Source organism: Pseudomonas sp. PICF6 (assembly GCF_009831705.1).
Classification (GTDB): Bacteria; Pseudomonadota; Gammaproteobacteria; order Pseudomonadales; family Pseudomonadaceae; genus Aquipseudomonas; species Aquipseudomonas rhizophila.
Window position 1 is genome coordinate 121,209 of sequence record NZ_WUUD01000001.1, and the last position, 24,021, is coordinate 145,229.

Annotated in this window: 21 protein-coding genes; 6 read left to right on the top strand and 15 right to left on the bottom strand. The window is 61.9% G+C overall.

What is annotated here, in order from left to right; translation table 11 throughout:
- From GSM73_RS26600 to GSM73_RS00600, 12 genes are all read right to left on the bottom strand, one after another.
- A partial coding sequence (locus tag GSM73_RS26600; RefSeq protein ID WP_256676619.1) for an oligosaccharide flippase family protein occupies positions 1–426 on the bottom strand: 426 nt, incomplete at its 3' end.
- Positions 423–1,427 (bottom strand): polysaccharide deacetylase family protein, encoded by a 1,005-nt coding sequence (locus GSM73_RS00550; RefSeq protein ID WP_076383946.1) that lies wholly within the window; start codon positions 1,425–1,427, stop codon positions 423–425. The genes GSM73_RS26600 and GSM73_RS00550, both read right to left, overlap by 4 nt.
- An 11-nt stretch (positions 1,428–1,438) precedes the next feature.
- On the bottom strand, positions 1,439–2,575 hold the full coding sequence (locus tag GSM73_RS00555) for a glycosyltransferase family 2 protein (RefSeq protein ID WP_160891305.1): 1,137 nt from the start codon (positions 2,573–2,575) through the stop codon (positions 1,439–1,441).
- Positions 2,568–3,524: a glycosyltransferase gene (locus GSM73_RS00560; protein WP_160891307.1), complete on the bottom strand. Its 957-nt coding sequence runs from the start codon at positions 3,522–3,524 to the stop codon at positions 2,568–2,570. Before GSM73_RS00560 ends, GSM73_RS00555 begins: the two co-directional genes overlap by 8 nt.
- On the bottom strand, positions 3,521–4,891 hold the full coding sequence (locus GSM73_RS00565; protein ID WP_047228540.1) for an O-antigen ligase: 1,371 nt from the start codon (positions 4,889–4,891) through the stop codon (positions 3,521–3,523). The genes GSM73_RS00560 and GSM73_RS00565 overlap by 4 nt, the downstream gene beginning before the upstream one ends.
- On the bottom strand, positions 4,888–5,991 hold the full coding sequence (locus tag GSM73_RS00570) for a glycosyltransferase family 4 protein (RefSeq protein WP_160891309.1): 1,104 nt from the start codon (positions 5,989–5,991) through the stop codon (positions 4,888–4,890). Before GSM73_RS00570 ends, GSM73_RS00565 begins: the two co-directional genes overlap by 4 nt.
- A complete protein-coding gene (locus GSM73_RS00575; protein WP_047228538.1) occupies positions 5,988–7,580 on the bottom strand; it encodes a Wzz/FepE/Etk N-terminal domain-containing protein in 1,593 nt (530 codons plus the stop codon). The genes GSM73_RS00570 and GSM73_RS00575 overlap by 4 nt, the downstream gene beginning before the upstream one ends.
- 2 nt (positions 7,581–7,582) lie before the next feature.
- The gene (locus GSM73_RS00580; protein ID WP_047228537.1) at positions 7,583–8,632 is read right to left on the bottom strand and encodes a polysaccharide biosynthesis/export family protein; all 1,050 of its coding nucleotides are present in this window, start codon (positions 8,630–8,632) and stop codon (positions 7,583–7,585) included.
- Positions 8,633–8,653: 21 nt separating this feature from the next.
- On the bottom strand, positions 8,654–9,298 hold the full coding sequence (locus GSM73_RS00585; protein ID WP_047228536.1) for a CpsD/CapB family tyrosine-protein kinase: 645 nt from the start codon (positions 9,296–9,298) through the stop codon (positions 8,654–8,656).
- Positions 9,299–10,045, bottom strand: a complete 747-nt coding sequence (locus tag GSM73_RS00590) for a sugar transferase (protein ID WP_047228535.1) — start codon at positions 10,043–10,045, stop codon at positions 9,299–9,301.
- On the bottom strand, positions 10,042–11,112 hold the full coding sequence (locus GSM73_RS00595) for an NAD-dependent epimerase (protein ID WP_160891311.1): 1,071 nt from the start codon (positions 11,110–11,112) through the stop codon (positions 10,042–10,044). The genes GSM73_RS00590 and GSM73_RS00595 overlap by 4 nt, the downstream gene beginning before the upstream one ends.
- On the bottom strand, positions 11,109–12,473 hold the full coding sequence (locus GSM73_RS00600) for a UDP-glucose/GDP-mannose dehydrogenase family protein (RefSeq protein ID WP_076383950.1): 1,365 nt from the start codon (positions 12,471–12,473) through the stop codon (positions 11,109–11,111). The genes GSM73_RS00595 and GSM73_RS00600 overlap by 4 nt, the downstream gene beginning before the upstream one ends.
- A 378-nt stretch (positions 12,474–12,851) precedes the next feature.
- On the opposite strand from GSM73_RS00600, the gene GSM73_RS00605 reads away from it, so the two are divergent.
- Positions 12,852–14,603: a sulfatase-like hydrolase/transferase gene (locus GSM73_RS00605; protein ID WP_160891313.1), complete on the top strand. Its 1,752-nt coding sequence runs from the start codon at positions 12,852–12,854 to the stop codon at positions 14,601–14,603.
- Between the two features lie 437 nt (positions 14,604–15,040).
- Here the strand turns inward: GSM73_RS00605 and GSM73_RS00610 are convergent, their stop codons facing one another.
- Positions 15,041–16,960: an acyltransferase family protein gene (locus GSM73_RS00610; protein ID WP_160891315.1), complete on the bottom strand. Its 1,920-nt coding sequence runs from the start codon at positions 16,958–16,960 to the stop codon at positions 15,041–15,043.
- Positions 16,961–17,207: 247 nt separating this feature from the next.
- On the opposite strand from GSM73_RS00610, the gene GSM73_RS00615 reads away from it, so the two are divergent.
- The 5 genes from GSM73_RS00615 (at position 17,208) to GSM73_RS26350 (ending at position 21,578) form a co-directional block, all read left to right on the top strand.
- On the top strand, positions 17,208–17,876 hold the full coding sequence (locus GSM73_RS00615) for an ABC transporter ATP-binding protein (RefSeq protein WP_047228530.1): 669 nt from the start codon (positions 17,208–17,210) through the stop codon (positions 17,874–17,876).
- A complete protein-coding gene (locus GSM73_RS00620) occupies positions 17,876–20,344 on the top strand; it encodes an ABC transporter permease (protein WP_160891317.1) in 2,469 nt (822 codons plus the stop codon). Before GSM73_RS00615 ends, GSM73_RS00620 begins: the two co-directional genes overlap by 1 nt.
- Positions 20,334–21,068, top strand: a complete 735-nt coding sequence (locus GSM73_RS00625; RefSeq protein ID WP_160891319.1) for a lipocalin family protein — start codon at positions 20,334–20,336, stop codon at positions 21,066–21,068. Before GSM73_RS00620 ends, GSM73_RS00625 begins: the two co-directional genes overlap by 11 nt.
- 65 nt (positions 21,069–21,133) lie before the next feature.
- The gene (locus GSM73_RS00630) at positions 21,134–21,376 is read left to right on the top strand and encodes a hypothetical protein (RefSeq protein ID WP_047228527.1); all 243 of its coding nucleotides are present in this window, start codon (positions 21,134–21,136) and stop codon (positions 21,374–21,376) included.
- A gap of 31 nt (positions 21,377–21,407) precedes the next feature.
- The gene (locus tag GSM73_RS26350) at positions 21,408–21,578 is read left to right on the top strand and encodes a hypothetical protein (RefSeq protein ID WP_171061341.1); all 171 of its coding nucleotides are present in this window, start codon (positions 21,408–21,410) and stop codon (positions 21,576–21,578) included.
- A 313-nt stretch (positions 21,579–21,891) separates the two neighbouring features.
- Here the strand turns inward: GSM73_RS26350 and GSM73_RS00635 are convergent, their stop codons facing one another.
- Positions 21,892–22,410: an Hcp family type VI secretion system effector gene (locus tag GSM73_RS00635; RefSeq protein WP_047228526.1), complete on the bottom strand. Its 519-nt coding sequence runs from the start codon at positions 22,408–22,410 to the stop codon at positions 21,892–21,894.
- Between the two features lie 230 nt (positions 22,411–22,640).
- The gene (locus tag GSM73_RS00640; RefSeq protein WP_160891321.1) at positions 22,641–24,017 is read right to left on the bottom strand and encodes a VOC family protein; all 1,377 of its coding nucleotides are present in this window, start codon (positions 24,015–24,017) and stop codon (positions 22,641–22,643) included.
- Between the last annotated feature and the right edge of the window lie 4 nt (positions 24,018–24,021).

The following is a 24,021-nucleotide window of genomic DNA, read 5'->3' on the forward strand; positions in this document are numbered from 1 at the left end:
GCCGGACGCATTGTGCAGTGTCAGCAGGCCGCTCTTGAGCACGGTCAACGGCACGGCCAACAGCAGCAGCCACGCCAACAGTCCCAACTGTGTGGTGATGTCCAGTTCGCCGCCGAATTCGCGCACCAGTGCCACCACCAGCACCGTCAATAACCCGGCCAACAGGCAGCCGAAGACCAGCACCTGGCTGAGCAGCAGGCCCATCGAGCGTTGTTGAGCCGCTTGATAGCCCACGGCCGAATTCAAGCCGCCACTGGTGACGGCGCTGATCAGGTCCGGCAGGGTGCTCAGCAGGGCGAACAGCCCGCGTTCACTTGGCCCCAGGATCCGCGCCAGCAGCACATTGCGCAGCAGGCGCAGGCCGATCATCGCCAGGCGCGTGCCCATGCTCAGCGCCAAGTGCTTGAGGTAGTGGCCGCGGCTCATGGGCGTGTCCCCCGGCGAATGCGCCAGGCCAGCAATTCAGGGTGCTGGGCATTGCGTTGGCTGACGCCGAAGCGTGGCAGGTTCAATGGATCGCCGTCGGTGCGATACAAGCCGGTTTCGGTGCCCAGGGCAAATGGGAAACCGTGGGCTGCCACCTGTTGACGCACGCGCTCATCGTGATCGCCGTTGGGGTAGCAATACACCGGCAGCGGCTGGGCGCAACCGTTCTCCAGGGCCGCCCGACTGCGGCTCAGCTCTTCGTGCAGACGCTGATCATCCAGCGCGGTGAGAATCGCGTGGCTGGCACCGTGGGGGCCGAAGCGGATGAGCCCGGAGTCTTCCAGCATTCGTACCTGGAACCAGTCCAGGGCCTGGGGCTGGGCGCCCGTGGGACAGGCGTCGGTGAGGTCGTTCAAGACCTGCGGGTCAAGGCTCTTGAGGCTCTGTAGATAGTGCATCAGCGACAGGCTGCGGCGCTGCTCATCCAAGTCATCGAGCATCACCGGCAATGGCCGGCCGACGTGCTGCAAATGCTCGATCAACGAGTGTCGCGCCACTTGGCCATGGCTGCCCCACAGGGTTTCGCCGATGCTTTCCCACCAGAAGTGCTGGCGGCTGCCGATGAAGTCGGTGGACAGGAAAATACTCGCCGGCACCTGGTATTGGCGCAGCAAAGGAAAGGCATTCATCGCGTTGTCGCGCCAGCCGTCGTCGAAGGTCAGCGCCACTCGCGGGCGATTCGGGACGCTTTCAGGATCGGCCAGCAGCAGGCTCATCAAGGGCACGCATTCGAAATAGCGTTGCAGCCAGATCAGCAAGCGCTCGAAAGCCTCAGGTCCCACGCACAATTCGTTGCGATGGGGCAGTTCGGCGGCGCGGTCATTGTTAAGGACCCGGTGCAGCATCAGAATCACGCCGGCGCCACGCAACGGACCACGGCCCAGGGACGTGTTCAGGTACAGCCAGCCGCCGGTGCGCTTGCAGACTTGTTTGATGGACATGGGCCGTCTCCTTAGCGGTTCTGCTCGGGGTTCCATTGGCTATAACGATGACCTCGCAGAAACTGCCACAGCCCGATGCTCATGCCCGCCAGCGTCACCAGCACGAACGCCGCCAGGCGAAAGGGCCTGGGCAATCGGTGGCCTACGTCCAGTAAGCCGATCATTGCAATGGCGTAGCCGAGCAGTTGCGCCACCAGGCTCAGGCGATAGAACAGATGTTCATTCCACAGCCAGGCGTTGCTCAGCAGCAGCGGCAATAGCAACACCGGCGCCAGACGGCGGATCAGTTTGTGACTGATCAGGCCGATGGCGTAGAGCCCGTGACGAAGAGGGTTGAGCAACTGCCGACGCTGGGCCAGGCTTTGCAGGCCGCCAACGGTGACCCGCTGGCGACGGCGAAACTGTTTGTCGGCTTCGTCCACGCCTTGGTCGGTGACCCGGGCCAGTGGCGCATACACGATGGACTTGCCCGCCGCCGGCGCACAGGTGCTGAGGAAGAAGTCGTCGTTGACCTGCGCCGGTATGGGTTCAAACAGTTCGCGCCGCAGGGCCAGCAAGGCGCCGTCGGCCGAGACCATGCAACCTGTGCGGCTCTCTACCTGACGCAGCCAGCCTTCGTAGTGCCGATACAGGCTATCGCCCAGGCTCAGGCCCTTGCCCGGCACGGGGATTTCCATGTGCCCGGCACAGGCGCCGACTTGCGGATCGCCCAGCGGGGCCAACAGGTAGCCAAGGGTATCGGCGGTCCATTGGTTGTCGGCGTCGGTGAACACCAGGATCTCTCCAGTGCTGTGGGCCACGCCGGTATTCAGGGCGGCGGCCTTGCCCTGGCGCGGCAGGTCGAGCACGGTGATGCGCGGGTCGATGACCCGCCGAGCGCAGGCCACTGTGTCGTCGGTGGAGCCGTCGCTGGCCAGGATGATTTGCAGCGAGCGCGCCGGGTAGTCCTGGGCCAGCAAGGTGCGCAGTTTCTCTTCGATGTGCCGTGCCTCGTTGTGGGCGGCAATGACAATGCTGACGTCCATCGGCAACGCCGGCCCGTAGCGCCGGAGTGGAAAAAGTGGCGCCAGCAGACTCAGCATCAACGGATAACCAAGGTAGGCGTACACCGGCAGCAACAGGCACGACCAGTAAAGAAATTCAGCCACGGGCAGGTCTCCTGACGTTCCAATGACATAGGTTGAGAAGCAATGCGGCGCCGGTCAGGTGCAAGCGCACCCCGTGCAAGGCCCACAGTTGCAGCGTCAGGCGCAGGTCACGCCCGCTTTGACGCAGACTGAGGAACAACGCGGGCAGAGAGGTCAGCAACAGCAGCATCAGCGCGATGCGCGGCTGGCCCTGGAACAGAGCGACCAACGCCAGAAAGTCCAGGCCCCAGGCACCGATGGACATCGCCGGAAAACGCAGCAGGCGCAGACTCGGACCATGGCTGCGCAGCAACTGCAAATGGCTGCCCTGGCGCCACAGTTCCTTGCTCATCCACTCCCGCCAACTGCCTTCGTAACCCCAATGCAGGGCCACGTTTTCATTGACCAGCAGCAACTGCGCCCCGGCGTTGCGCAGGCGCAGGGAAAAATCCTTGTCTTCGCCCGTGCGCAGGGTTTCGTCGAACCCCCCGACCTGCTCAAACCACTGGCGACGCAACAACAGGTTGGCGCTGGGCAGCCACTGCACCCGGTGCAAGGGACGCGAGCCTGGCCGTTGGCTGCGGCGTTGCCAGGCTTGAGCGAACCAAGGCGCCTGAGCGGGGGTGTCCAGGTCCAGGCCCAGCACATCGCCCTGGCCTTGGAGTTCCAGCAGCAGCTTGAGCCAGTTGGCCGGCATCTCGATGTCGGCGTCGATGAACGCCAGCCATTCCCCATGGGCGATGGCCGCACCGCGGTTGCGCAGGGCGCCGATGTGCACGCCGGGCACGATCAGCACGCGCGCCCCCAGTTCGTTGGCAATGCGCGGCCCATGATCGTCCGAGCCGTTGTCCACCACGATCAACTCACAGTCCAGTTGCGCCTGGCGAGCGGCTTCCTGCGCCGCCAGCAACGTACGGCCAATGTGTCGGGCCTCGTTGAACATCGGGATCACAATGCTGATGCGGCTCATGGACGGGCCTCCTGCGGTGTTGCCTGTTCGGCGTCGTAGCGCAACACGCTGGTGATGGCGAGCATGATCCACAGCAACTTATGGTTGGGGGCGCTGAGGAACATCAAAAACAGCGCCAGCGACAGGAAACTCATGCCCAGGTGCGTCAGCAGGTCCGCCTGCACCCAGTCCCGACGTTGCAACCAGAGCTGGCGGGCGCGCCACAGGTTGTAGAGGCCCAGGCCGATCATGCCGACGAACATCAGCCCGCCAGGGATGCCGATCTCGCTGAAGATTTCCAGGTAAGTGTTGTGGGCCCGGCGATACAGATCCCCCAGCTTGCGATTGGCCGAGAACGCCTTGGCGTAGCCTGTGGGGGCGTAGTGCAGCGGGAACGTGCCCGGGCCGCTGCCCAGCACCGGGTTCTCGCGGATCATTTTGCTGCCGACCACGATGTACGAGGCACGACGGCCCAGGGATTCGTCTTTGTGGGCACTGGCGCCGGCGCTGAGGATGCTCAGCGACTGGATGCGCGCCACGTAGCCGGCCGGCATCACCGCAATCACCAAGGGAATCATGATTGCCAGCCCGAGCATGGCGAAGCCCAGGTGTCGCGGGCGGATGCGCGGCATTTGGGCACGATAGTGATAGAGGCCAATCACCAGGCTAAGCAACAGCACCACCAGCCCCGAGCGCGATTCGGTCTTGGTCATGCCGCCCAGCAGCAGGATGAAACAGCCACCCCAGAACAATCGGTGTAGCAGGTTCGGGCTGCGCAACACCAGCAACAACGCCATCGGCACGGTAAAGGCGATCAACAGGGCAAAGGCGTTCGGGTCTTCCAGCAGGCCGGATGCGCGGCCCTGGTCCTGGTATTTGACCGAAAACATTGCCAGCACGCAGGTGGTGGTCACGCTCAGGGTCATCAGTCGGCAGAACAGGTCCAGGTTCAGCTCGCGCCCGATCAGCAGGGTAATCACGAACAGAATCAGCCCTACCATCAGTTCGCGCAGATGGGTCATGGACAGGCCCAGGTTCTGCGACAGCATCAGGCTCAGGCCATAGAGCATCATGAAGGCGATCAGCGGCCGCCAGATATTGCTGCGCAAGCGTGATGAGGGAATCTGGCGCAGGGCCAGTTGCAGCATCAGGATCAGAATCAGCGCCACGCCGAAGAATTTGCTGCCCGAAAAAGCGTTCTCCTTGAACAGACCTTCGAACGGCACCAGCGCCGCAATGCCCAGCAAGCCCCAGCCGGGTTTGCGGTACAGCACGGCGACGCCCACCAGGCCGAGCACCGCTCCCGGCGCCAGGAAGGGATAGGGGCTGGCCAGCAACGCCAGGCAAACCAGGCCCAGCAGACTGACGATCGAGAGCGGGACAATCATGGACGAGCCTCCCGTGCCGTGCGGATATAGAGCTGCGACCAGCGTTCGGCCAGGGCGCGCAGGTCATAACGGTCCCGTTGGGTACGGCGCGCGTTATCGGCCAGAATCCGCGCCAGGGGCGGTTCGCCAAACAGTGTTTCGATCTGCCGGGCCAGTTCGGCGCTGTCGGCCGGCGTCGCGAGCAGGCCGTTGTGACGGTCCTGCAGCACATCGGGAATGCCCCCCACACCGAACGCCACCACCGGCACTCCGGCCTGCATCGCTTCGAGCAGAATCATCGGCGTGCCTTCGGTGCGCGAACTGATCACCAGCGCGTCGAGCTGACTCCACCAGGGGTTCATGTCGGTCTGATAGCCGGGCAGCTCGATGCGAGTAGGTAGGCCCGCGTCGGTAATGCGCTTGAGCAAGGCCTGACGTTCCGGGCCGTCGCCGAGCATCACCGCGTGCAGCGATGCATGCCGCTGGCACAGGGGGATCATGGCGTCGAGGAACAGGTCCGGGCCTTTCTCGTGGCTCAAGCGACCGACGTAGCCGACCCGCCAGCGCAGCCGGTCGTCACGATGAGGCAGCGGTGCTGTGATCGACGGCAGGCCGTTGGGGATCACGTCGAGTTTTTCCGCGCGCACGCTGGCCTGGCGGTGCAGCACGGCAATGCTTTCGGCCACGCAGACCACGCGCTTGACCGAGGCGGTGCGGCACAGTTGCAGGCTCAGCCACGTGTAGAACCGTTGCTTGGTGCTGCGAGGCGTAAAGCCGTGCTGAGTGATGACCAGGGGCAAGCGCAGCAGCGTGGCCGCAGCCCAGCCGAACAGCAGGCCCTTGAAGTTATGGGTGTTGATCAGCGGCTGCTCGTCCCGTCGCTGGCGCAGGTGCTGCAACAGCTCGGCCCAACTGGCGCAGTGGCGGCAATCGACCCCGGCCTGGCGAAAGCGCGTGATCAAGGTCGGCGGCGCCGCCAGGAACAGCACTTGGTGCTGCCCTGGCGTGGCCAGGCAATGATCGAGCAACATCCGCTCGGCCCCGTAGAAGCCGCCGCTGTCGAGCAAATGAATGATCGGCAGGGCGCTGCTGCGGCAGGTCGGGCCAATCGGCGCGTTCAATTGCGCACCCAATGGACAAGGCTGGGCAGGCTCCAATTGCGGTGCGGGTTGACCTGTTCGGGGTTCTGCTCGTTGATCACCAGCAACACCGGTACATCCAGTTGCTGGGTAATCTGGGCAGGGTGCTTGAAGCGATGGTCGAAGAACTCACGCACATAGACCAGGGCGATCGCCAGGAGCAAGCCGCTGAACAGACCGAACGCAATAATCAGCATCGGCTTGGGAAACGCCGGGGCGGTCGGTTCGAACGGCGGGCTGAGGACGCGAGCATTGGACAGGTCGTTGTCCAGCGCGCGGGCGGTGCTGCTCTCGGCGAACCGCTGGGCGTAGGTGGAAAATGCCGCATGCAGGGCATTGATCTCGGTGTCCATCTGCCGCAGCTTGCTCTGGGTTTGCTGCAACTGATGGATACGCTCCTTGAACTCGGCGATGCGCGCGGTTTTCTGGTCGATCACCGAGCTGACGACTGCCAGGTCGTTGGTGCGTTCCTGGATGCGGTTGCTCACCACTTTGAGAAACTGCTGGCGGGTGCGCGCGATCTGCTCCCGAGTCAACAGCATCGGCTCGCTGCCGGGCTGGAAGATCGCCAGATCATTCATGTAGCGGCTGACCTGAGTGGTCAGTTGCTCGCCCAGTTGTTTGATTTCCCGGTCTTCGAAGGCGATGTTGTCCATGGTGGTGGTGAAGGTGAACGGGAAGGTGTAGTCGTTGAACCGTGAGTTGTTCGCCGCTGCCAGGCTGGTCTTGAGGTAATCCAGCCAGCGTTGGCTTTGCAGCAGACGATCGCGGTACAGGTTCAAGGCCTGTTCTTCGGTGTTGATGGCGTTCAGGCGGAAGGTGATCTCCTCTTTGGGATCGGAGGAGCTGACGTCTTCAAGCAGCGCCAGGCGGGTGCCCTCCAGTCCGTCGAGGCGAGTCTGGTACTGGGTTTTCTTCTGCTCATAGAAGGCTTGCGGCAGCTCGATCGATTGCAGGTCCTGGCGACCGGAGAGGTAGTTCTCCAGCAGTTGCGCCACGAACCGGGTGCCCTGGGCCGGGTCGCCGAAGCTGTAGACGATGGAGATGACGTTGGAGCCTGGCAGGGTTTCGATTTTCAGGTTGGCGATGGCTTCGTCGGTCAGCATGTCGAGCGTGGTATCTCGCACCGGATCGACTTCCAGCCCCAGGCCGTCGCGCAGCGGGTTGACGACGTACTCGCGCAGCGGCGTGGTGACATAGTGCTTGAGCGGCTCGCTCACCCATTTGTTGAAGATGCCGGGGCTAGGGGTGTACTCGCCCTGGTCGCGCAGGGTGCTGATGGTCTGCCGGATCAGGGCCGGCGAGCGCAGGATATTGCTCTCGGTTTCCATGTCCGCCAGGGACGGTGGAATGAAGGTGGCGTCTTCCTGGTTCAGCGACGTGGTGGCGTCGCCCTGGGAGAGTTTTTTCGACTGGACGATGACCTGGGCGGTGATGTCGAAGCTCTGTTTGAGCATCAACGGCAGCGCCAGGGCGATCACGGCGAAGATCAGGAAGACGCGCTTCACCCACTGCTTGTTGGCGAAGAAAATCCTGAAGAACTCATGCAGATAGTTTTCCTTGGGATTCATGATCAATTACCTGCTGCAGAAGTGTTGGACCTGCCGTTGTCGCCTTTGCTGTCAAGGCGGTAGCCGAAGCTGACTCCCATGCCCTGGAACAGCACCACGTCGGCCAGTTGCCGAGCCATTTCACCGGCTTTGGCCAGCCCGGTCTTGGGCACGAAAAGCATGTCTTCGGGCTGCAGGTAGGCGATCTGCGAGGCGTCACCGCTCAGGGCTTTTTCCACGTCATAGTGGCGGGCTTCGACCTGATTTCCGTTGCGGCGCATGATCACCACCGAGTCGAGTCGGGCCTTGACGTTGGTGCCACGGGCCAGGGTCAGGGCCTCGAGGACCGAGATCGGCCGGCGGATCGGGTAGGAACCGGGCTGGGCCACTTCCCCGAGGACATAGATCTCGTTGCCAGCGGTGGATTTGAGCAGCACATCGACGGACATGCGCCCCGGCAATTGGGCGTAGCGCTCGTTAAGGTAGGTTTCCAGTTGATTGACGGTCATGCCTTGCAGCGGCACGGCACCGATTTCGGGGAAGCTTGCGTAACCATCCCGGCCCACGGTGATCTCCCGACTCATGCCGGTGCCCGGGTGGGTCAGGGTGTTGCGCAGTTTTGTCTCGTTGCTCAACGGGCTGGTGACATGCACCGTCAATTGATTGCGGTTGGGCTGGAACAGCATTTTGCGGTCATAGGCACGCTGTACCTCCAGGCGTGCTTCGTCCGTGGTCAGCCCGGCGATTTTTACCGAGGTGTTGGCCCCCGGCAGTTCGATACTGCCGTCGGGCATTACCTGTTGTGCGCCGTTGAGCTGGCTGGCGGCGGTGAAGTTCAAGGCCACCTGGTCACCCGGCTGGACCCGGTAGGCATCCGGCCCGCTGGTGCTGATGTGAAAGATCACATCCAGCACATCCTGGGGACGCAGGGTCTGTTCGACCCGGGGCATGTCGGTGGCCTGGGCGTTGGCCGGTGCCGCCGTAAGGATCTGCACCGGCATGGAGCGGGTTTCGGTGTGGCTGGTGCAACCGGCAAGCGGCAACAGCAGCAGGACAAGCAATCTGGCGTTCATCTCGTCATCCTTTTTGCAGGCTTACAGGTTGTTGTAGAGCCACTTGGGCATGTAGTACTTGCGGCGGTTGAACACGCTGCCCACCACCTTGGCGCCGGCCTGGGTCAGACGCAGGCGAGCGGCCTGGGCCACCTCCCAGCGGGTGTCTTCACCGCGCACCACCAGCACCACACCGTCCACCTGGGTGCTCATGACCAGGGTGTCGCAGGCCGAGTACACCGCGTCAGCGTCGATCACCACAAAGCGGTACTGCCCGGCCAGTTGCTTGAACAGCGGGCGAAGCTGCTCGGGGTTCAGGCGCTCGGCATTGCGCCCCAGACGACCGTTGGGCAGCACGTCGAAGGGCAAGCTGGAGGTCTGCACCACGCAGTCCTGCAACAAGGGCGGTGCGAGGCTGTTGAACAGCAGGTCGCTGAAGCCGCGCTCCTTGTGCAGCGACAATTGCTGGCTGAGGTTGCGCGGCGACTGGCTGGCGTCCACCAGCAGTACGCGGCCGCTGCTCATCTGCGCCAGTTGAGCGGCCAGGGCCATGGCACTGGTACTGGTTCCGGTGCCGGTGTTGGCGGCCGTCAGAAGCAGAATCCGTATGGATGGGTCAAGCACGGTTGAGGTCAGGTTGGTCTCGCTCGGGCTTGCGATGCTCAGGATATTGGTTGAACCGTCCATTTAACTCGCTCCGTGGCCGCTGAAAACTTTGAAAGGGGTGATCATCAGGATCTTCAAGTCCAGCAACAGGCTTTGTTCGGCGATGTAGCTGAGGTCCAGTTCCACGCGCTGGTCGAAGTCGATGTTGCTGCGCCCGGAGATCTGCCACAGGCCGGTCAGGCCGGGGTAGATGCTCAGGCGGACAAGATGGTTGTCCTTGTAGCGGTAGGCGTTGAACGAGGTCGGCCGCGGGCCGACCAGGCGCATGTCGCCGGTCACCACATTGATCAGGTTGGGTAACTCGTCGAGGCTGCTGCGTCGCAGGAACCGGCCGACGGGGGTGATGCGCGGGTCGTTGTCGATCTTGAAGTCGATGGCATCGGCGCCGTGCTTGTTGAGGTGGCGCAGTGATTCTTTGAGCGCCTCGGCATCAGCAACCATGGTGCGGAACTTGTACATGCCAAAGACCCGACCGCGGTATCCGGTGCGTTTCTGCACAAACAGCACTGGACCGGGGCTTGAGAACTTGATCAGCAGGGCCAGGCCCAGCAGCAGCGGGCTGAGCAGTACCAGGATCGACAGCGCGCCGAGACAGGCCACCACCCGATTGGTGCGCGAGACCGTCCAGGGTCGACCGCCGTCGCGACCAGTCAGCCAGCCGCGGCCCTGACGATGGATGGCCGCGTCCAGGCGTCGGCGGTGTTCGGGATCGACACGCTTGTCGCCCCCGCGGGCGGTGATAGGGATGCATTGCTCATGTCGGGTCATAGACTCCTCCGCTGAAGGTTGGTCGCATGCGTTGGGCTGCAAGCGGTGTCGGCGATAGGCAGGGCGTAGTAATCGAGGAGCCAGGCAATGAAGCGCCCCAGGCCCTCGTCCAGCTCGATGCGCGGCTGAAAACCGGTGACCCGCGCCAGGCCGCTGGCATCGGCGCAGGTGTTCAACACGTCCCCTGGTTGCAGGGGCAGCAGTTCGATCCGGGCGGTTTGCCCCAAGTGCTTTTCCAGCAATGCCACATAGGTGCGCAGCGCTACCGGGTGCTGCCCGCCGATGTTGTAGATCCGCCAGGGCGCTGCGCTGGTGGCCGGGTCCGGTTGATCGCGATCCCACTGTGGCATGGCATGGGGCGGGCGTTCGATCAGCCGGGCGATGCTTTCGACGATGTCGTCGATGTAGGTGAAATCGCGCTGGTGCTCGCCATGGTTGAACAACTGCAACACGCGGCCTTCGGCGATGGCGCGGGCGAACTGGATCGGCGACATGTCCGGCCGGCCCCAGGGGCCGTACACCGTGAAAAACCGCAGGCCGGTGCATGGGATGCCAAACAGATGGCTGTAACTGTGGGCCATCAACTCGTTGGCTTTCTTGCTGGCCGCATACAGCGACAGCGGATGGTCCACGCCGTCCTGTACTGAGTAAGGTGTGCGCTGGTTGGCGCCATACACGGAGCTTGAGGAGGCGTAGATCAGGTGCTTGACCGGATGGCGACGGCAGCTTTCCAGAATGTTCAGGAACCCGCTGAGGTTGCTGTCGACGTAGGCCCGTGGATTCTCCAGGGAATAACGCACGCCGGCTTGGGCGGCGAGATGAATCACCACGTCGGGGCGGTGTGACTGGAACAACTCATCGATGGCCGAGGCGTCGGTCAGGTCCACCCGGGCCAACGCAAAGTCCCCCGCCTGATCCTTCACCCACGCCACGCGGTCGTGCTTGAGCTGCGGGTCGTAGTAGTCGTTGAAATTGTCCAGCCCCCACACCTGATGGCCGTCGCGCAGCAGCCGCAGCACGCAATGGGCGCCGATGAAACCGGCCGCGCCGGTCACCAGAATGTTCATGCCCGTGGCCCCTGGGTCAGGCTGCTGGGCACGGTGTGACGCAATCCGATGCCGCGATACAAGAGGCCGGCGGCGGCCAGATGTTCGGGGTTGTACAGGTTGCGGCCATCGATGATGACCCGGGCGCGCAACTTGTTGGCCAACAGAGCGAAATCCACGACCCGGAAGTTCTTCCACTCGGTGCAGATCACCAGGGCGTCTGCATCCTCCAGGGTGTCGTCGCGGGTGGCGCACAGGTTCAGGTCTTTGCGGTAGCCGTAGAGGCGGCGGCATTCGGACATGGCTTCCGGGTCGTAGGCATGGACCCGAGCGCCTTCGCGCCACAGCGCTTCCATCAGGTAGCGGCTGGGGGCTTCGCGCATGTCATCGGTGTTGGGTTTGAAAGCCAGGCCCCAAATCGCAATCGACTTGCCGGCCAGGCCGCCGGAGAACTGTTGCGTCAGTTTCTCGAAGAGAATGTGTCGCTGGCTGTCGTTGACGTCGGTGACACTGCGCAGCAGGCGCAGGGGCATGCCGCTTTGTTCGGCGGTATGCAGCAGGGCGCGCAGGTCCTTGGGAAAGCATGAACCGCCGAAGCCGCACCCGGGGTAGATGAAGTGATAGCCGATACGAGGGTCCGAACCGATGCCCTTGCGTACCGCTTCGATGTCGGCGCCCAGCCTTTCGGTGAGATTGGCCAGTTCGTTCATGAAGCTGATGCGGGTGGCGAGCATGGCGTTGGCCGCGTACTTGGTCAGTTCGGCGCTGCGGTTGTCCATGAACATCAGCTTTTCGCGGTTACGGCAAAAGGGCGCGTACAGCTCGCTCATCTGATCGCGGGCCAGCGGGTCGGCGGTGCCGATGATGATCCGGTCCGGGCGCATGCAGTCGGCCAGGGCGCTGCCTTCCTTGAGAAACTCGGGGTTGGACACCACTCGCACGTTCAGCTGTTTCAGGCCCCGGCGAGCCAATGCCTGATGGGCACATTCGGCGACCTTGTCGGCGGTGCCGACCGGCACCGTGGACTTGATGATCAAGGTGCGGTCGCTGTCCATGAAGTCCGCGATCTGGCGGGTGACCGCCAGTACATGGCTCAGGTCTGCCGAACCGTCTTCATCGGCTGGCGTGCCGACGGCGATGAAAATCAGTTCGCCGTGATTGACCGCATCGCTGGCCTGATCACTGAACAGCAGCCGGCCACTCTTGATGTTCTCTTCGAGCAGTTCGGACAACCCAGGCTCGCTGATCGGTGGCACCGCTTGCTGCAGCTGACGGATCTTGTTGGGGTCAATGTCGATGCACAAAACACGGTGACCGACGTCGGCCAACGCAGCCGCTTGAATCAATCCCACATACCCCGTACCAAATACGCTCACATCCATTTTTGGCGTGCCTCGCAAGACGGTTGATGTAACTCGGATGAAACTGTTTAGAGGGGTATAGCGCAGCTTCAGAAAAGCGTGTCAGCAAAATGACAGTTGTCACTGTTGGCAAACTCGACAGAACTTGGCCTTTTGATATCAAGTCATTGACTGGTTTAGAAAAGTGCCGTTTTTAAAGGGCTGTAACGGCTTTTAACTAGGCGATGAACGGTATTTATCCATAGATTTTTACGTTTAACTGGCTTCAAGTGTGTCATTTTTGGGCTAACTTTTTTTTGACGCATTGGCCGTTCGTCCCTTTTCTTGCGCTTTGCAAAGCCGCTGCTAACGTGCAGAAAACGACCCTCTATCCAACGCCGCCCTATCGCCGAGAAACACATGCTCCGATACCTCAAGGAACTGTTGCTGGTGCTGTACTTGATCAGGGGATATGACTATTACCTTGATCGTCTGAATGCCTTGGGTTTGGGATTTGCCACGTTGCTGTTCGGCGCGATGTTCGTGGTGTTGGTGGTGGCGCTGTGGATGAGTGCGTACATCCGCCAGACCTCCGTGCGCCACCTGTTTGCCCTGGCGATGTTTGGTTCGGCGGTGTTCTTCGAGGTTTACACGAGGGTGACCGACAGCTACCTGACGTACAGCCAGTTTGTGTCGCTGGTGTATTCGGGTGGTTTTATCGGGGAGGCGGCTTCGCAGTACCGCGAAGTGATTGTCAGCGCCGCCACCGGTGGCCTGTTGCTGCTGCTGGGACTGGGTCTCAAGCCTCGGCGGTCGGTGTCATTGCCCGGTTATTTGCCAATCGCCGCGCCTGTGTTGGGCGTGTTGTTGCTCAGTGGTGTTCTGTTCTTCCGGGCGGGCGAGGGCGCGCGGGGGCTGCCGGTGATGTACACACCGCTGGCCTATCTGAATCTGTTCGTTTACGAAGCCCTGCAAAACACCGTCGGTCCTCGGGAGCCGATCCGCCTGACGCGGCCAACATCGCCGATCGAGCATGATATTGTGCTGATTATCGATGAAAGCGTCGCTGGGAATTATCTGGATATCAATACGCCGTTCGGCGTGCACACCGGCCTCAAGACCCCGCCCGATGGGGTGCAGGTGTTCAATTTCGGTTACGCGGCTTCCATTGCCAACTGCAGCGCCGACACCAACGTCACCTTGCGTTACGGCGGCACCCGGGCCGATTACGTGCGCATCAACAGCACGTTGCCGTCGATCTGGCAGTATGCAAAAAACGCCGGGTTGCGCACGGTCTATATCGACGCCCAGCGTACCGGTGGTCACCTTCAGAACCTGATGACCGACACTGAAAAAAACGATATCGACGACTTCGTGCAGTTCGACCGCACCCCGGTGTTCGAGCGAGACATGGCGGTTGCCGCGCAACTGATCGAGCGGCTGGGCAATGACCGGGCCGAGCTGGTGGTGGTGAACAAGCTCGGTGCGCATTTTCCCGTGCACGACAAATACCCGGATGAGTTCATGAGCTATCGTCCCGCACTGCCGCGTGGGCGCTTTCTCGAAGTCGCCGATACCGGCCAGCGTGACGGTTTTGATGGCCGGACCCATGACTGGGAGCTGTACCGCAATGCCTACCAGAACACTTTGCTGTGGAATGTCGGAGAGTTCTTCAGGCGGATCTTCCAGCAGGCCGATTTAGGCAACGCCGTGCTGATCTACACCTCCGACCACGGCCAGGACCTTCACGAGCGCGGCAACCCTGGGCTCAATACCCACTGCGGCGGTGACCCGGTGGCGGAGGAAGGGCTTGTGCCGCTGGTGGTCATAGAAGGCGCGCGCTTGCAGACCCTGGATTGGCAGCGAGCATGGGCACAGAACAAGGACCGCTCCAGCCACTACAACATCTTCCCGACGCTGTTGCAGTTGATGGGGTACGACCCGGCCGGTGTTGAAGCGACCTATGGGAAATCCCTGAGCCAGTCGACCGAAGACGCCTTTACCTTCAACTACCGCTTCAATGCGCGGCTGGGGGCGCTGCCTGAATGGAAACACATCGACCTCAAGCACATTGTCACACCAGGCCCGGTTCAGGCCGAGATGGCGGCGGGTCAGGCGGGATCGATGTTGAAAGTGCCGCCGTCATCGCGAGCAGGCTCGCTCCCACAGTAGTCCGAGTTGTCCGCAGGCCTTGCATGCCGCCGCAAATCCCTGTGGGAGCGAGCCTGCTCGCGAAGGCGGTGTGTCGGTCGGAATCGATGTTGAATGTGCCGCCGTCATCGCGAGCAGGCTCGCTCCCACAATAGTCCGAGTTGTCCGCAGGCCTTGCATGCCTCCGCAAATCCCCTGTGGGAGCGAGCCTGCTCGCGAAGGCGGTGGGTGGGCTTGCAGCATAGAATCTCCCACAGTAGTCCGAGTTGTCCGCAGGCCTTGCATGCCGCCGCAAATCCCTGTGGGAGTTGTCCGCAGGCCTTGCATGCCTCCGCAAATCCCCTGTGGGAGCGAGCCTGCTCGCGAAGGCGGTGGGTGGGCTTGCAGCATAGAATCTCCCACAGTAGTCCGAGTTGTCCGCAGAACTTGCATACCCCACAAACCTGCGGGGAGGGGGCTCACTGGGTTGTGGCGATCGGGCCGAGTCGGGCCGGGTCGTGCAGTAGGGAGAATCCCAGCTCGCGCAATGTGCGGCCGATGAAGCGTGAGCCCACGTCATTCAAGTGTGCGTCATCGCGGTACAGCAACTGCCCGTCCATGATCGGGCTGCATAGCCCCGCTGGGCAGATCACTTGATTGGGGTCGATAAAGCGCACCTGGGGCAGTCTGGCGCGTATCCCCTCCCAATACGGCGCGGTGACGTCCAGCGGAGCCGAGCATGAGCGATCGGTGCCGAACATCAAGCGGCGCACGGGGCAGGTCGCTGCATTGTCGATGTTCTGGTTGCGCAGAATCACGATGACCTGGCCGGTGTTGTTCGCCACGTGCTTGATGCTCGCTTCGATAATTTGTGCGGCCGCCGCATCCTTGGGCCAGGCGCCGGCCAGCACGACGTATGGGTAGTGGTTCTGCTTGATCAGCTCGAACACCCGGTCGTTGCGCGCCATGCAACGGTCGCCATACGCCTCGGACACCTCGGTGGCATAGCCGAAAATCGGCGGGCAGGCGTCCAGTGTGTAGTCCATTAATCTGATGCCGTTGGGTTTGGCCAGGATATCGACCATGCCCGTGAAATGATTGGCGAACGAGTCACCCACCATCATTCCGTCCAGTTGCTCCTTGTGTGCACCGAGCTGGCAATCCGGATCAGGTTCGGCGCTGTACCGCGCACTGGGCATATGGCAACCGCTGCGAAGCCTGTTCGGTTTGCTCAGTGCCATGGCCTCGAGCCTCGACACTTCAGGCGCAAAACGCTGTGGGAAGCCGTTCCATTGCAGGCTCAAGGTCGCCAGGACGGCCAGCCCCAGGGCCGGGACTATGAATCGGCGGACCAGTACTCGGGGAAACTGCAATTGCGCGCCAGTGCGCCGAAAGGGAATTTCGACATGCCGCCAGGACCACCAGGACAACAGAATCGACACCAGCACCAGTGACATGCCCACAGAAAGGGTTATCTCGATGCCCAGGTAATTCAGGTAGGCAATCAACGGCCAGTGCCATAAATACAGCGAATAGGAAATCAGGCCTATGAACACCATGGGCTGGTTGGTCAGCAGGCGGGAGCGAGCTCCACCGCTGCCGGCCAGAATCAGCAGCGCCGCGCCCAGGCAAGGTATCAACGCATTGACGCCGGGGAAGGGGGTGTCCCGGCTCAGGGCAAACAAGGAAAAACCAATCAGCCCATACCCCGCCGCTGTATAAGCCAGCACTTCTATCCTGCCGAGTGTACGTGGCTGATAAAGATAGATACCCAGTGCTCCGCCCAGCATCAGCTCGAAAAACCGTGTGGGCAGCAGGTAATAGGAAGCCGTAACGAAGACGTTCGTGGCGTATTCAGAAAGCCCCACCGCCGCCACGATACCGACGGCCAGCACCGGCAGGACATAACGCGGCGTCAGGCGATAGAGCACCAGGATCAGCAGCGGCCAGATCACGTAGAACTGCTCTTCAATCCCCAGGGACCAGGTATGCAGCAGCGGCGCTTCGCTGGCATCGGCGGCGAAATAGTTGCCGTACTTCATCCAGATATAGATATTCGAGACCCCCAGCAGGGAGAACAGCGCACTGACGTTGAGCCGCGTCAGGTCGGCGGGGGAAAGGATGAAGGCCCCTGCGATCACGCTCGCCAACAACACAGTGACCAGTGCGGGCACGATGCGATTGATGCGCCGCTGATAAAAGCGCTTGAGCGAAAAGCTGTTGCCCTTGATCTCGGAAAACACCTGGGAAGTGATGAGGAAACCCGAGATGACGAAAAAAATATCGACCCCCACGAACCCGCCTGGCAGCAGGTCGGCGTTGAGGTGATGGATGAGTACGGCCAGCACTGCAATACAGCGAAGCCCATCGATATCGAGGCGATATTTTGTTTGAGGCATGTCGGCGATCGTCCTTGAATAGGAGGCAATCCAGGTGCGTCATGTTTATGACGAATTGGCCGACTGCATGTAAACGGCACGTATTAGTCATTGATTGATAGCTGGAAATTTATGCTTTGCAAGGCGTCGGGCAAAACAAGGCGGGGCAGACGACCAGCGGTGTTTGCCCGTCGCCTGAGCGCATCCTTGGTCTGCCCGTCACCCAACTCCGCTATCCTGAGCCTCACGTTTACCCATGAGCCTTTTCATGCTTGAAGTTCGCGACGTATTTAAGAGCTATGCCACGCCGCAAGGGCCATTGCCGGTGCTGCAGGGTATCGACCTGACGTTGGCCCCTGGCGACAGCCTGGCACTGATGGGTGAGTCCGGCAGCGGGAAAAGCACCTTGCTGCATCTGGTTGCCGGTCTGGACAAGGTCGACCGTGGCAGCATTCGCTTTGGCGAGCGCAGGCTCGACGGCATGAGCGAAAGCCAACTGGCAAGCTGGCGACGTACACAGATCGGCCTGGTGTTCCAGCAGTTCAACCTCATCAGTAGCTTGCCGGTGGAGGATAATCTGGCGTTCCAGGCGCGTCTGTGCGGTCGCTATGACCCTGCCTGGCAGACCCATCTGGTGCAACGGCTCGGCCTTTCGCAACTGCTGCACCGCTATCCCGAACAACTGTCCGGCGGCCAGCAGCAACGGGTGGCATTGGGGCGGGCACTGGCCTCCCGGCCGCCCTTGTTGCTGGCCGACGAACCCACCGGCAGCCTCGACGAAGCCACCAGCGACGAGGTGTTGCAACTGTTGCTGGAGTTGCTGGACGGCAGCCCGACGAGCCTGCTGATGGTGACCCACAGTCCCCGGGTGGCGGCCCGTCTGAGCCGTCGAGTGGTCTTGCAAGGCGGACGTCTGGCGCAGGTGGCCCAAGGGTGATGATCCTTCGCCAGACGCTCAAGGCCTTGCTCAGCCATTGGCGCCAGCACCCGGTGCAGTTTTTCAGCGTCCTGACCGGGCTCTGGCTCGCCACCAGCCTGCTCACTGGCGTGCAGGCGCTCAACAGTCAGGCCCGGGACAGTTACGCTCGAGCCAGCCAACTGATTGGTGGCGAACCCCAGGCCAGCCTCAGTGCGCCCGGCGGCGGCACCTTTACCCAACAATGGTTTGTCGATCTGCGTCGCCTGGGATGGCCGGTGTCTCCCGTGTTGCAGGCTCGGGTGACGCTGCAGGGGCACGAGGATCAGCGCCTGCAGTTAATGGGCATCGACCCGGTGTCTTTGCCCCCCGGAGCGGCAGTGGCGGGGCAGGTCCGGGAGATGGCAGACGTGGTGGAGTTTTTCACTGAGCCTGGCCGCACCTGGATCGCTGCGCAGACCTTGCAGGCCTTGGGGCTGAGCGAGGGTGACCGGCCCCGGACGGTCGATGGACAATCCCTGCCACCGTTGCTTGTCCAGGCGGACATGGCGCCCGGCGTGCTGCTGATGGACATCGGCTTCGCCCAGCAGGTGCTTGGACGGCCGGACCAGCTGTCGCGCTTGCTATTGCCTGCCACGTTCAACGCGCCCTTGCCGACGGCGTTCAACGGCCGGCTGCAGTTCAAGCACGCCGATGAAGAAAACAATCTGTCGCGCCTGACCGAAAGCTTTCACCTGAACCTCGACGCCTTGGGGGTGCTGTCCTTCGTGGTGGGGTTGTTCATCGTTCACGCCGCCATTGGCCTGGCGCTGGAACAACGCCGCAGCTTGCTGCGAACCCTGCGGGCCTGTGGCGTCAGTGCGCGGTTGCTGGTCACCAGTCTGGCCCTCGAACTGGGCGCCTTGGCCTTGCTCGGCGCAATCGCAGGAGTGCTCAGCGGCTACTGGCTGGCGAGTCTGTTGTTGCCCGATGTCGCGGCGAGCCTGCGCGGCTTGTACGGCGCCGAAGTGGCCGGCCACCTGAACCTCAGCCCGTGGTGGTGGCTCAGCGGCGTGGGCTTGGGCTTGCTCGGTGCGTTATTGGCCGGCGCCGACAGTTTGCTGCGGGCGGCGCGCCTGCCGCTGTTGGCGCTGGCCAATCCCCAGGCCTGGCATCAGGCCCATGCCCGCTGGCTGCGGCGCCAGGGGTGGGTGGCGACATTGGCGGGGTTGCTCGCGGTATCGGCGTTGATCTGGGGTGACAGCCTGGGCAGCGGTTTTGTCTTGATGACGGCGTTGTTGCTGGGCGCTGCCCTGGCTTTACCGGTGTTGCTCAGTGGCACGCTGAAGTTGCTGTTGCGCCGCAGTCGTTCGGTACTTGGGCAATGGTTTCTCGCCGACTGCCGTCAGCAATTGCCGACGCTGAGCCTGGCACTGATGGCGTTGCTACTGGCTCTGGCGGCGAATATCGGTGCCGGCAGCATGACCGCAGGTTTTCGCCAGACCTTCAGTAACTGGCTCGAGCAACGTCTGACCGCCGAGCTGTACATCAATCCGCAAACCCCGGCCCAGGCGGGCGAGCTGCACGTCTGGCTCAAGGAGCAGCCGGCGATCAGCACGATATTGCCCAACTGGCAGGTCTCGATTCCTTTGCAAGGCTGGCCGACGGACATCTACGGCATCATCGATCACAGCGCCTATCGTCAGCATTGGCCGTTGCTGGAGTCGGTTTCCGACAAGCCTTGGGAGCAACTGGCCGGGGGTGACACGTTGATGCTCAGCGAACAACTGGCCCGGCGTCTCAACGTGAATATTGGCGATCGATTGACGATCCCGACGCCCCAGGGACCCTGGACGCCGCGCCTCGTCGGGATCTATGCCGACTACGGCAACCCCAAGGGCCATGTGCTGGTCAATGCCGACCACTTGCTGCGGCATTGGCCGCAACTGACGCCGAACCGCTTCAACCTGCGCATCGAACCCTCCGCGATCCCTGCGTTGCTGACGGCGTTGCAGGCCCGGTTCAGCCTGGATGACAGCCGAATTGTCGATCAGGCGCGGCTCAAGGGCTGGTCGACGCAAGTATTCGAACGCACCTTCGCCGCCACCGCCGCCCTCAATAGCCTGACGCTGGCGGTGGCCGGGGTGGCGTTGTTCATCAGCCTGCTGACCCAGAGCCAAAGCCGCCTCGGCCAGTTGGCGCCGCTGTGGGCGCTGGGGGTAACGCGCCGGCAGTTGATGTTGCTCAATCTGGGCCAGACCTGGCTGTTGGCGCTATTGACCCTGGTACTGGCCTTGCCACTGGGCATCGCCTTGGCCTGGTGCCTGGACGCGGTAATCAATGTGCAGGCCTTCGGCTGGCGCCTGCCGTTGCGGGTATTCCCGTGGCAATTGGCGCAGTTGCTGGGCCTGGCGATGCTTGCCACGCTGCTGGCATCGGCCTGGCCGCTGTATGCGTTGTACCGCACGCAACCGGCGGATTTGCTGAGGACCTTTGCCCATGAAGATTAAACTGGGCTTGATGCTGATAGCGCTACTGCTCTGCGGTTGTGATAACCGGCAACCGCCGCCGAAGGGCTTCGCCGGCCTGGGTGAGCAGGCCGGCGCATTCACGCCCGTGGTGCCGGGGCGGGTATTCAGTTTTCCCGCCGATCATGGTGTTCATGAGGGGTTTCGCATCGAGTGGTGGTACGTCACTGCCAATCTCAAGGATGCCGAGGGCCGCGATTACGGTGTGCAATGGACGCTGTTTCGCAGCGCCCTGAACGCCGCGCCCCAGGCCAGCGGCCACGTGGAAATCGATGGCCAGCGTTATACGGTCAGCGGCCCGGCCTGGCTCGACCGCGAATGGAGCAGCCAGCCACTGACTGCGAACCAGACGGGCTGGGACTGGTTTTCCCTGCACCTGGACAGCGGCGAGCATGTGATGCTCTACCGCATGCGCCACAAGGATGGGGCGCCATACCTCACGGGCACCTGGATCGATGCCCAAGGCCAGGCGCAGACCCTGCATGCCGGTCAGATCAGCCTTGAACCACTGGACACCGCCGAGGTTGCCGGGCGCTCGATGCCGGTGCGCTGGACGATCAGGATCCCCGGCAAGCGACTCGACATCACCACCGATGCCTTGAACCCCAACGCCTGGATGAACCTGCGCATTCCCTATTGGGAAGGGCCGGTGCACCTGAGCGGCAGCCACAGCGGCAACGGTTACCTGGAAATGACGGGCTACTGAGAATCGCCGGAACTCCCCGGGAACGTCGACCCTCATACCTTATGAATGCCTCTGAGGAGTCCGTCATGAGTGATGACCTCACACTTCCCTCGCTGGCCGACTGGCAGCGCTTGTTCGACGACAAGACCTACTGGCAGCAGTCGCCCGACGTCCATTTCACCGAGCTGATGCGGGTGGCCGATGACCTGTTCGGCCAGGGCGCTATCGACCTGGCACAGTGGCAGGAACTCAAGGCCAAGGCCGAACAACTGCACCATCGTTCACCCGACGCCAACGTCGCTGAAGAAGTCGCCGATCCTGACGCCTGACGCGCAGGCCCGAAAAACCAAGGAGTTCGCCATGAAACCCAGTGATCAAACGTCGCACAATCCAGACGAGCCGGCGATGCCGGGTGAGGTGGAGCGTGACAACGACGCCCTGCGCCCCAACGATCCGGCTAAACGCAAACAGCAGGAAGGCGATACTGAAGCGGGGGAGACGGATGCACAAAAGACCGCGCGACAGGGCTGAGGATTGATAGACCGCGCGGTCTTGAAAACGCATTTGTTAATGCTGCTTTACTTGCCCGGTCTTGTTCGGCGTAGCGGATATGTTTTTTTATACTGCTGTTGGATTTTGTATAGCTGTTTGTATAGCTGTTATTGATTGGGCGTTAATAATGACGACTAAAGATAAATAATTATTTAAACAAGCTCCCGGACATATTTTGCAAGTTCCACTATTATTATGCCCGTTCGCCCAGTGTCAGGCTCTTTACCAGTGCATGGAATGCCGAGGCCGTCGCACTGGGCGAACACCATCCTGAATCAATATCTATCGACGATTATCCAGCGACCGGTGAACGCCAGTCATCGGAGCCCGACGTGCCGCTGACTTCGTGGGTCCAGGTGATCTTGCGGTAGGTGAAGTGCACATCTTCCAGATGGGTGAAGTGCGCGTTCGCCGGGTCCTGGCAGTTGAGCATGTAGTCCTTGATATCGACGATGATCGCGTCCTCCAGAGTGGTGGTGTAGTAATGCTCCTGGGTGCCGGCCGCCGAGGTGCGGTACCACTGGATCTCGACTTTGGTCAGGCGTTCTCCGCAGGTCAGGGCCGCCAGCAGCAGCGGCGAGGCCTTGTCGAACACCTTGGTGATGACCAGGGGTTTATGCACGCGCTGGCCGGTTGGCTGACCCGACTGAGGATCGCGGGGGATGATGACCTGGTGCTCGAAGCCTTGCACCATGACTTGATCTTCATGACCTTCCTGGTAGGTGTTGCCCACCGAGTCGGCCGTAAAGGCGCCGGCAGTGATCAGACCTTGTTTGGTGCCTTCGATGGACATGTAAGCGGGGGTAGCCAATGGATGCTCTCCTTGCGGGATAACTAAAGGGACCTGGGAAGGGAATCGTCCCCAGGTGGCCTGACGGTTATCAAGAGCTATGCCAGCTTCTATAAAAGCTATGTATATCAATAGGTTGGGATTAATCGCCAATCCATGAGCGCTCCGGCTACAGAGGAATGCGCGCGGGGAGTTGCGTAGTTGGCAAGCCGGATGCGCAACTTCTTACGCATTCGGCTTTCCGGTTTTTCCTACATTCCCAGGGCGGACATGCACTCATCCATCGAGCGCTGTTGCGTTTCGGCATACAACTGCAGCTCATCGATGGTCGGTTGTCCCAGCGCTTGCTCGAATGCCTGGCGATTGGACTGTCCGGCGTAGTGAATTTGAGCGGCATCGCCGAGGTTCGACTGGAAGATGCCGGCGGCGCTCACGGGCAGGAAGTCCTCGTACACCAGGGGTTCGGCGCGCAGGTATTGCGCTTCCAGCAAGCGTTCCAGCGAGACCGGTTGCTTGATCGTGCCTTTGGCAGCGAGGCCCTTTGGCGTCACGAAATAGCGAAAGTACGCCAGTGCCTGCCGACGCAGCTCATCGTGGTTGTCAGGGAACTGGGCAAAATGCTCGGTCATCAGTGCGTTGTAGCGTTCGGCGTTGGCTTCGTTGGGAAACGCCCCCAGCGCATCCCGAGCGGCGTTCAGCAACTGATCGTAGAGTGCGCGACCTTTCGGGGTGAGGGCGGCGCCCCGTTGCTCGATTTCGCCGAAGCGGGCGCTGTGGCTGCCTTGGGAGTGGGGCTGGTCGGTGAACGCTACAGGTTCGTCGAGCGCCTTGAAGCTGGTCTGCCGCAGCAGGATCGGGCAATGCCGACGGGGCGGGCCTTCGACGACTGCCTTGGGGGTGATGCCGTGCACGGGCATCTGGGCCTGCACGATGTCGATGTCCAGGGTACGTGGCGTCAGGTGATTGATGTGCGGGCCCTTGAAAGCCACCACGTCGGCGATCAGCCGATGCTGGGCGCTCAGTTGCCGATATTGCTCGGCCGTGACGGTGGCGCTGTGGTGCCAGCGAAAGGTTTCCAGGGCCTGTAGGACGAAGTCATCAGTCTGTGGTTCGGTCAGACCCCCTTGGCGTTCGGCCAGGTCGATGAGCTGGAGCGCCTCGGAGGTGAAGATCTGGCGCTTGTTCAGTACCGATTCGGCAAAGGCCCGAAGCTCGGCGTTTTCGATCAGCTCCAGACGCAGCAACGAGGTAAACACCCGGAACGGGCTGACCTGCAAGGCGCTTTCATGCACGGCTCGAAATGCCGTGGAATGCACAGGCACCCCGGCGGGCGTGAGGTCGTAGTAGCCCACCGGGTGCATGCCCATGACCGCGAACAGACGCCCCAGGGTTGCCAGTTCTGCGGCGGTGCCGACACGGATCGCGCCGTGGCGCTCCAGGTCCAGACGCTGGAGTTCACCGGTACTGCGCAAGTGTTCGGCCAAGTGCGGGTCGTTGACCAGCACCTGGGCATTGGTCTGTTCCACCAGGTTCATCAGTGCCCCGTACAGCGGCACCTCGTCGCGGTACATGTCGGACATCGCCTTGGAGAAGCGTTGGCGGATCAGGTCGGGACTGACGAAGCTCATTGTG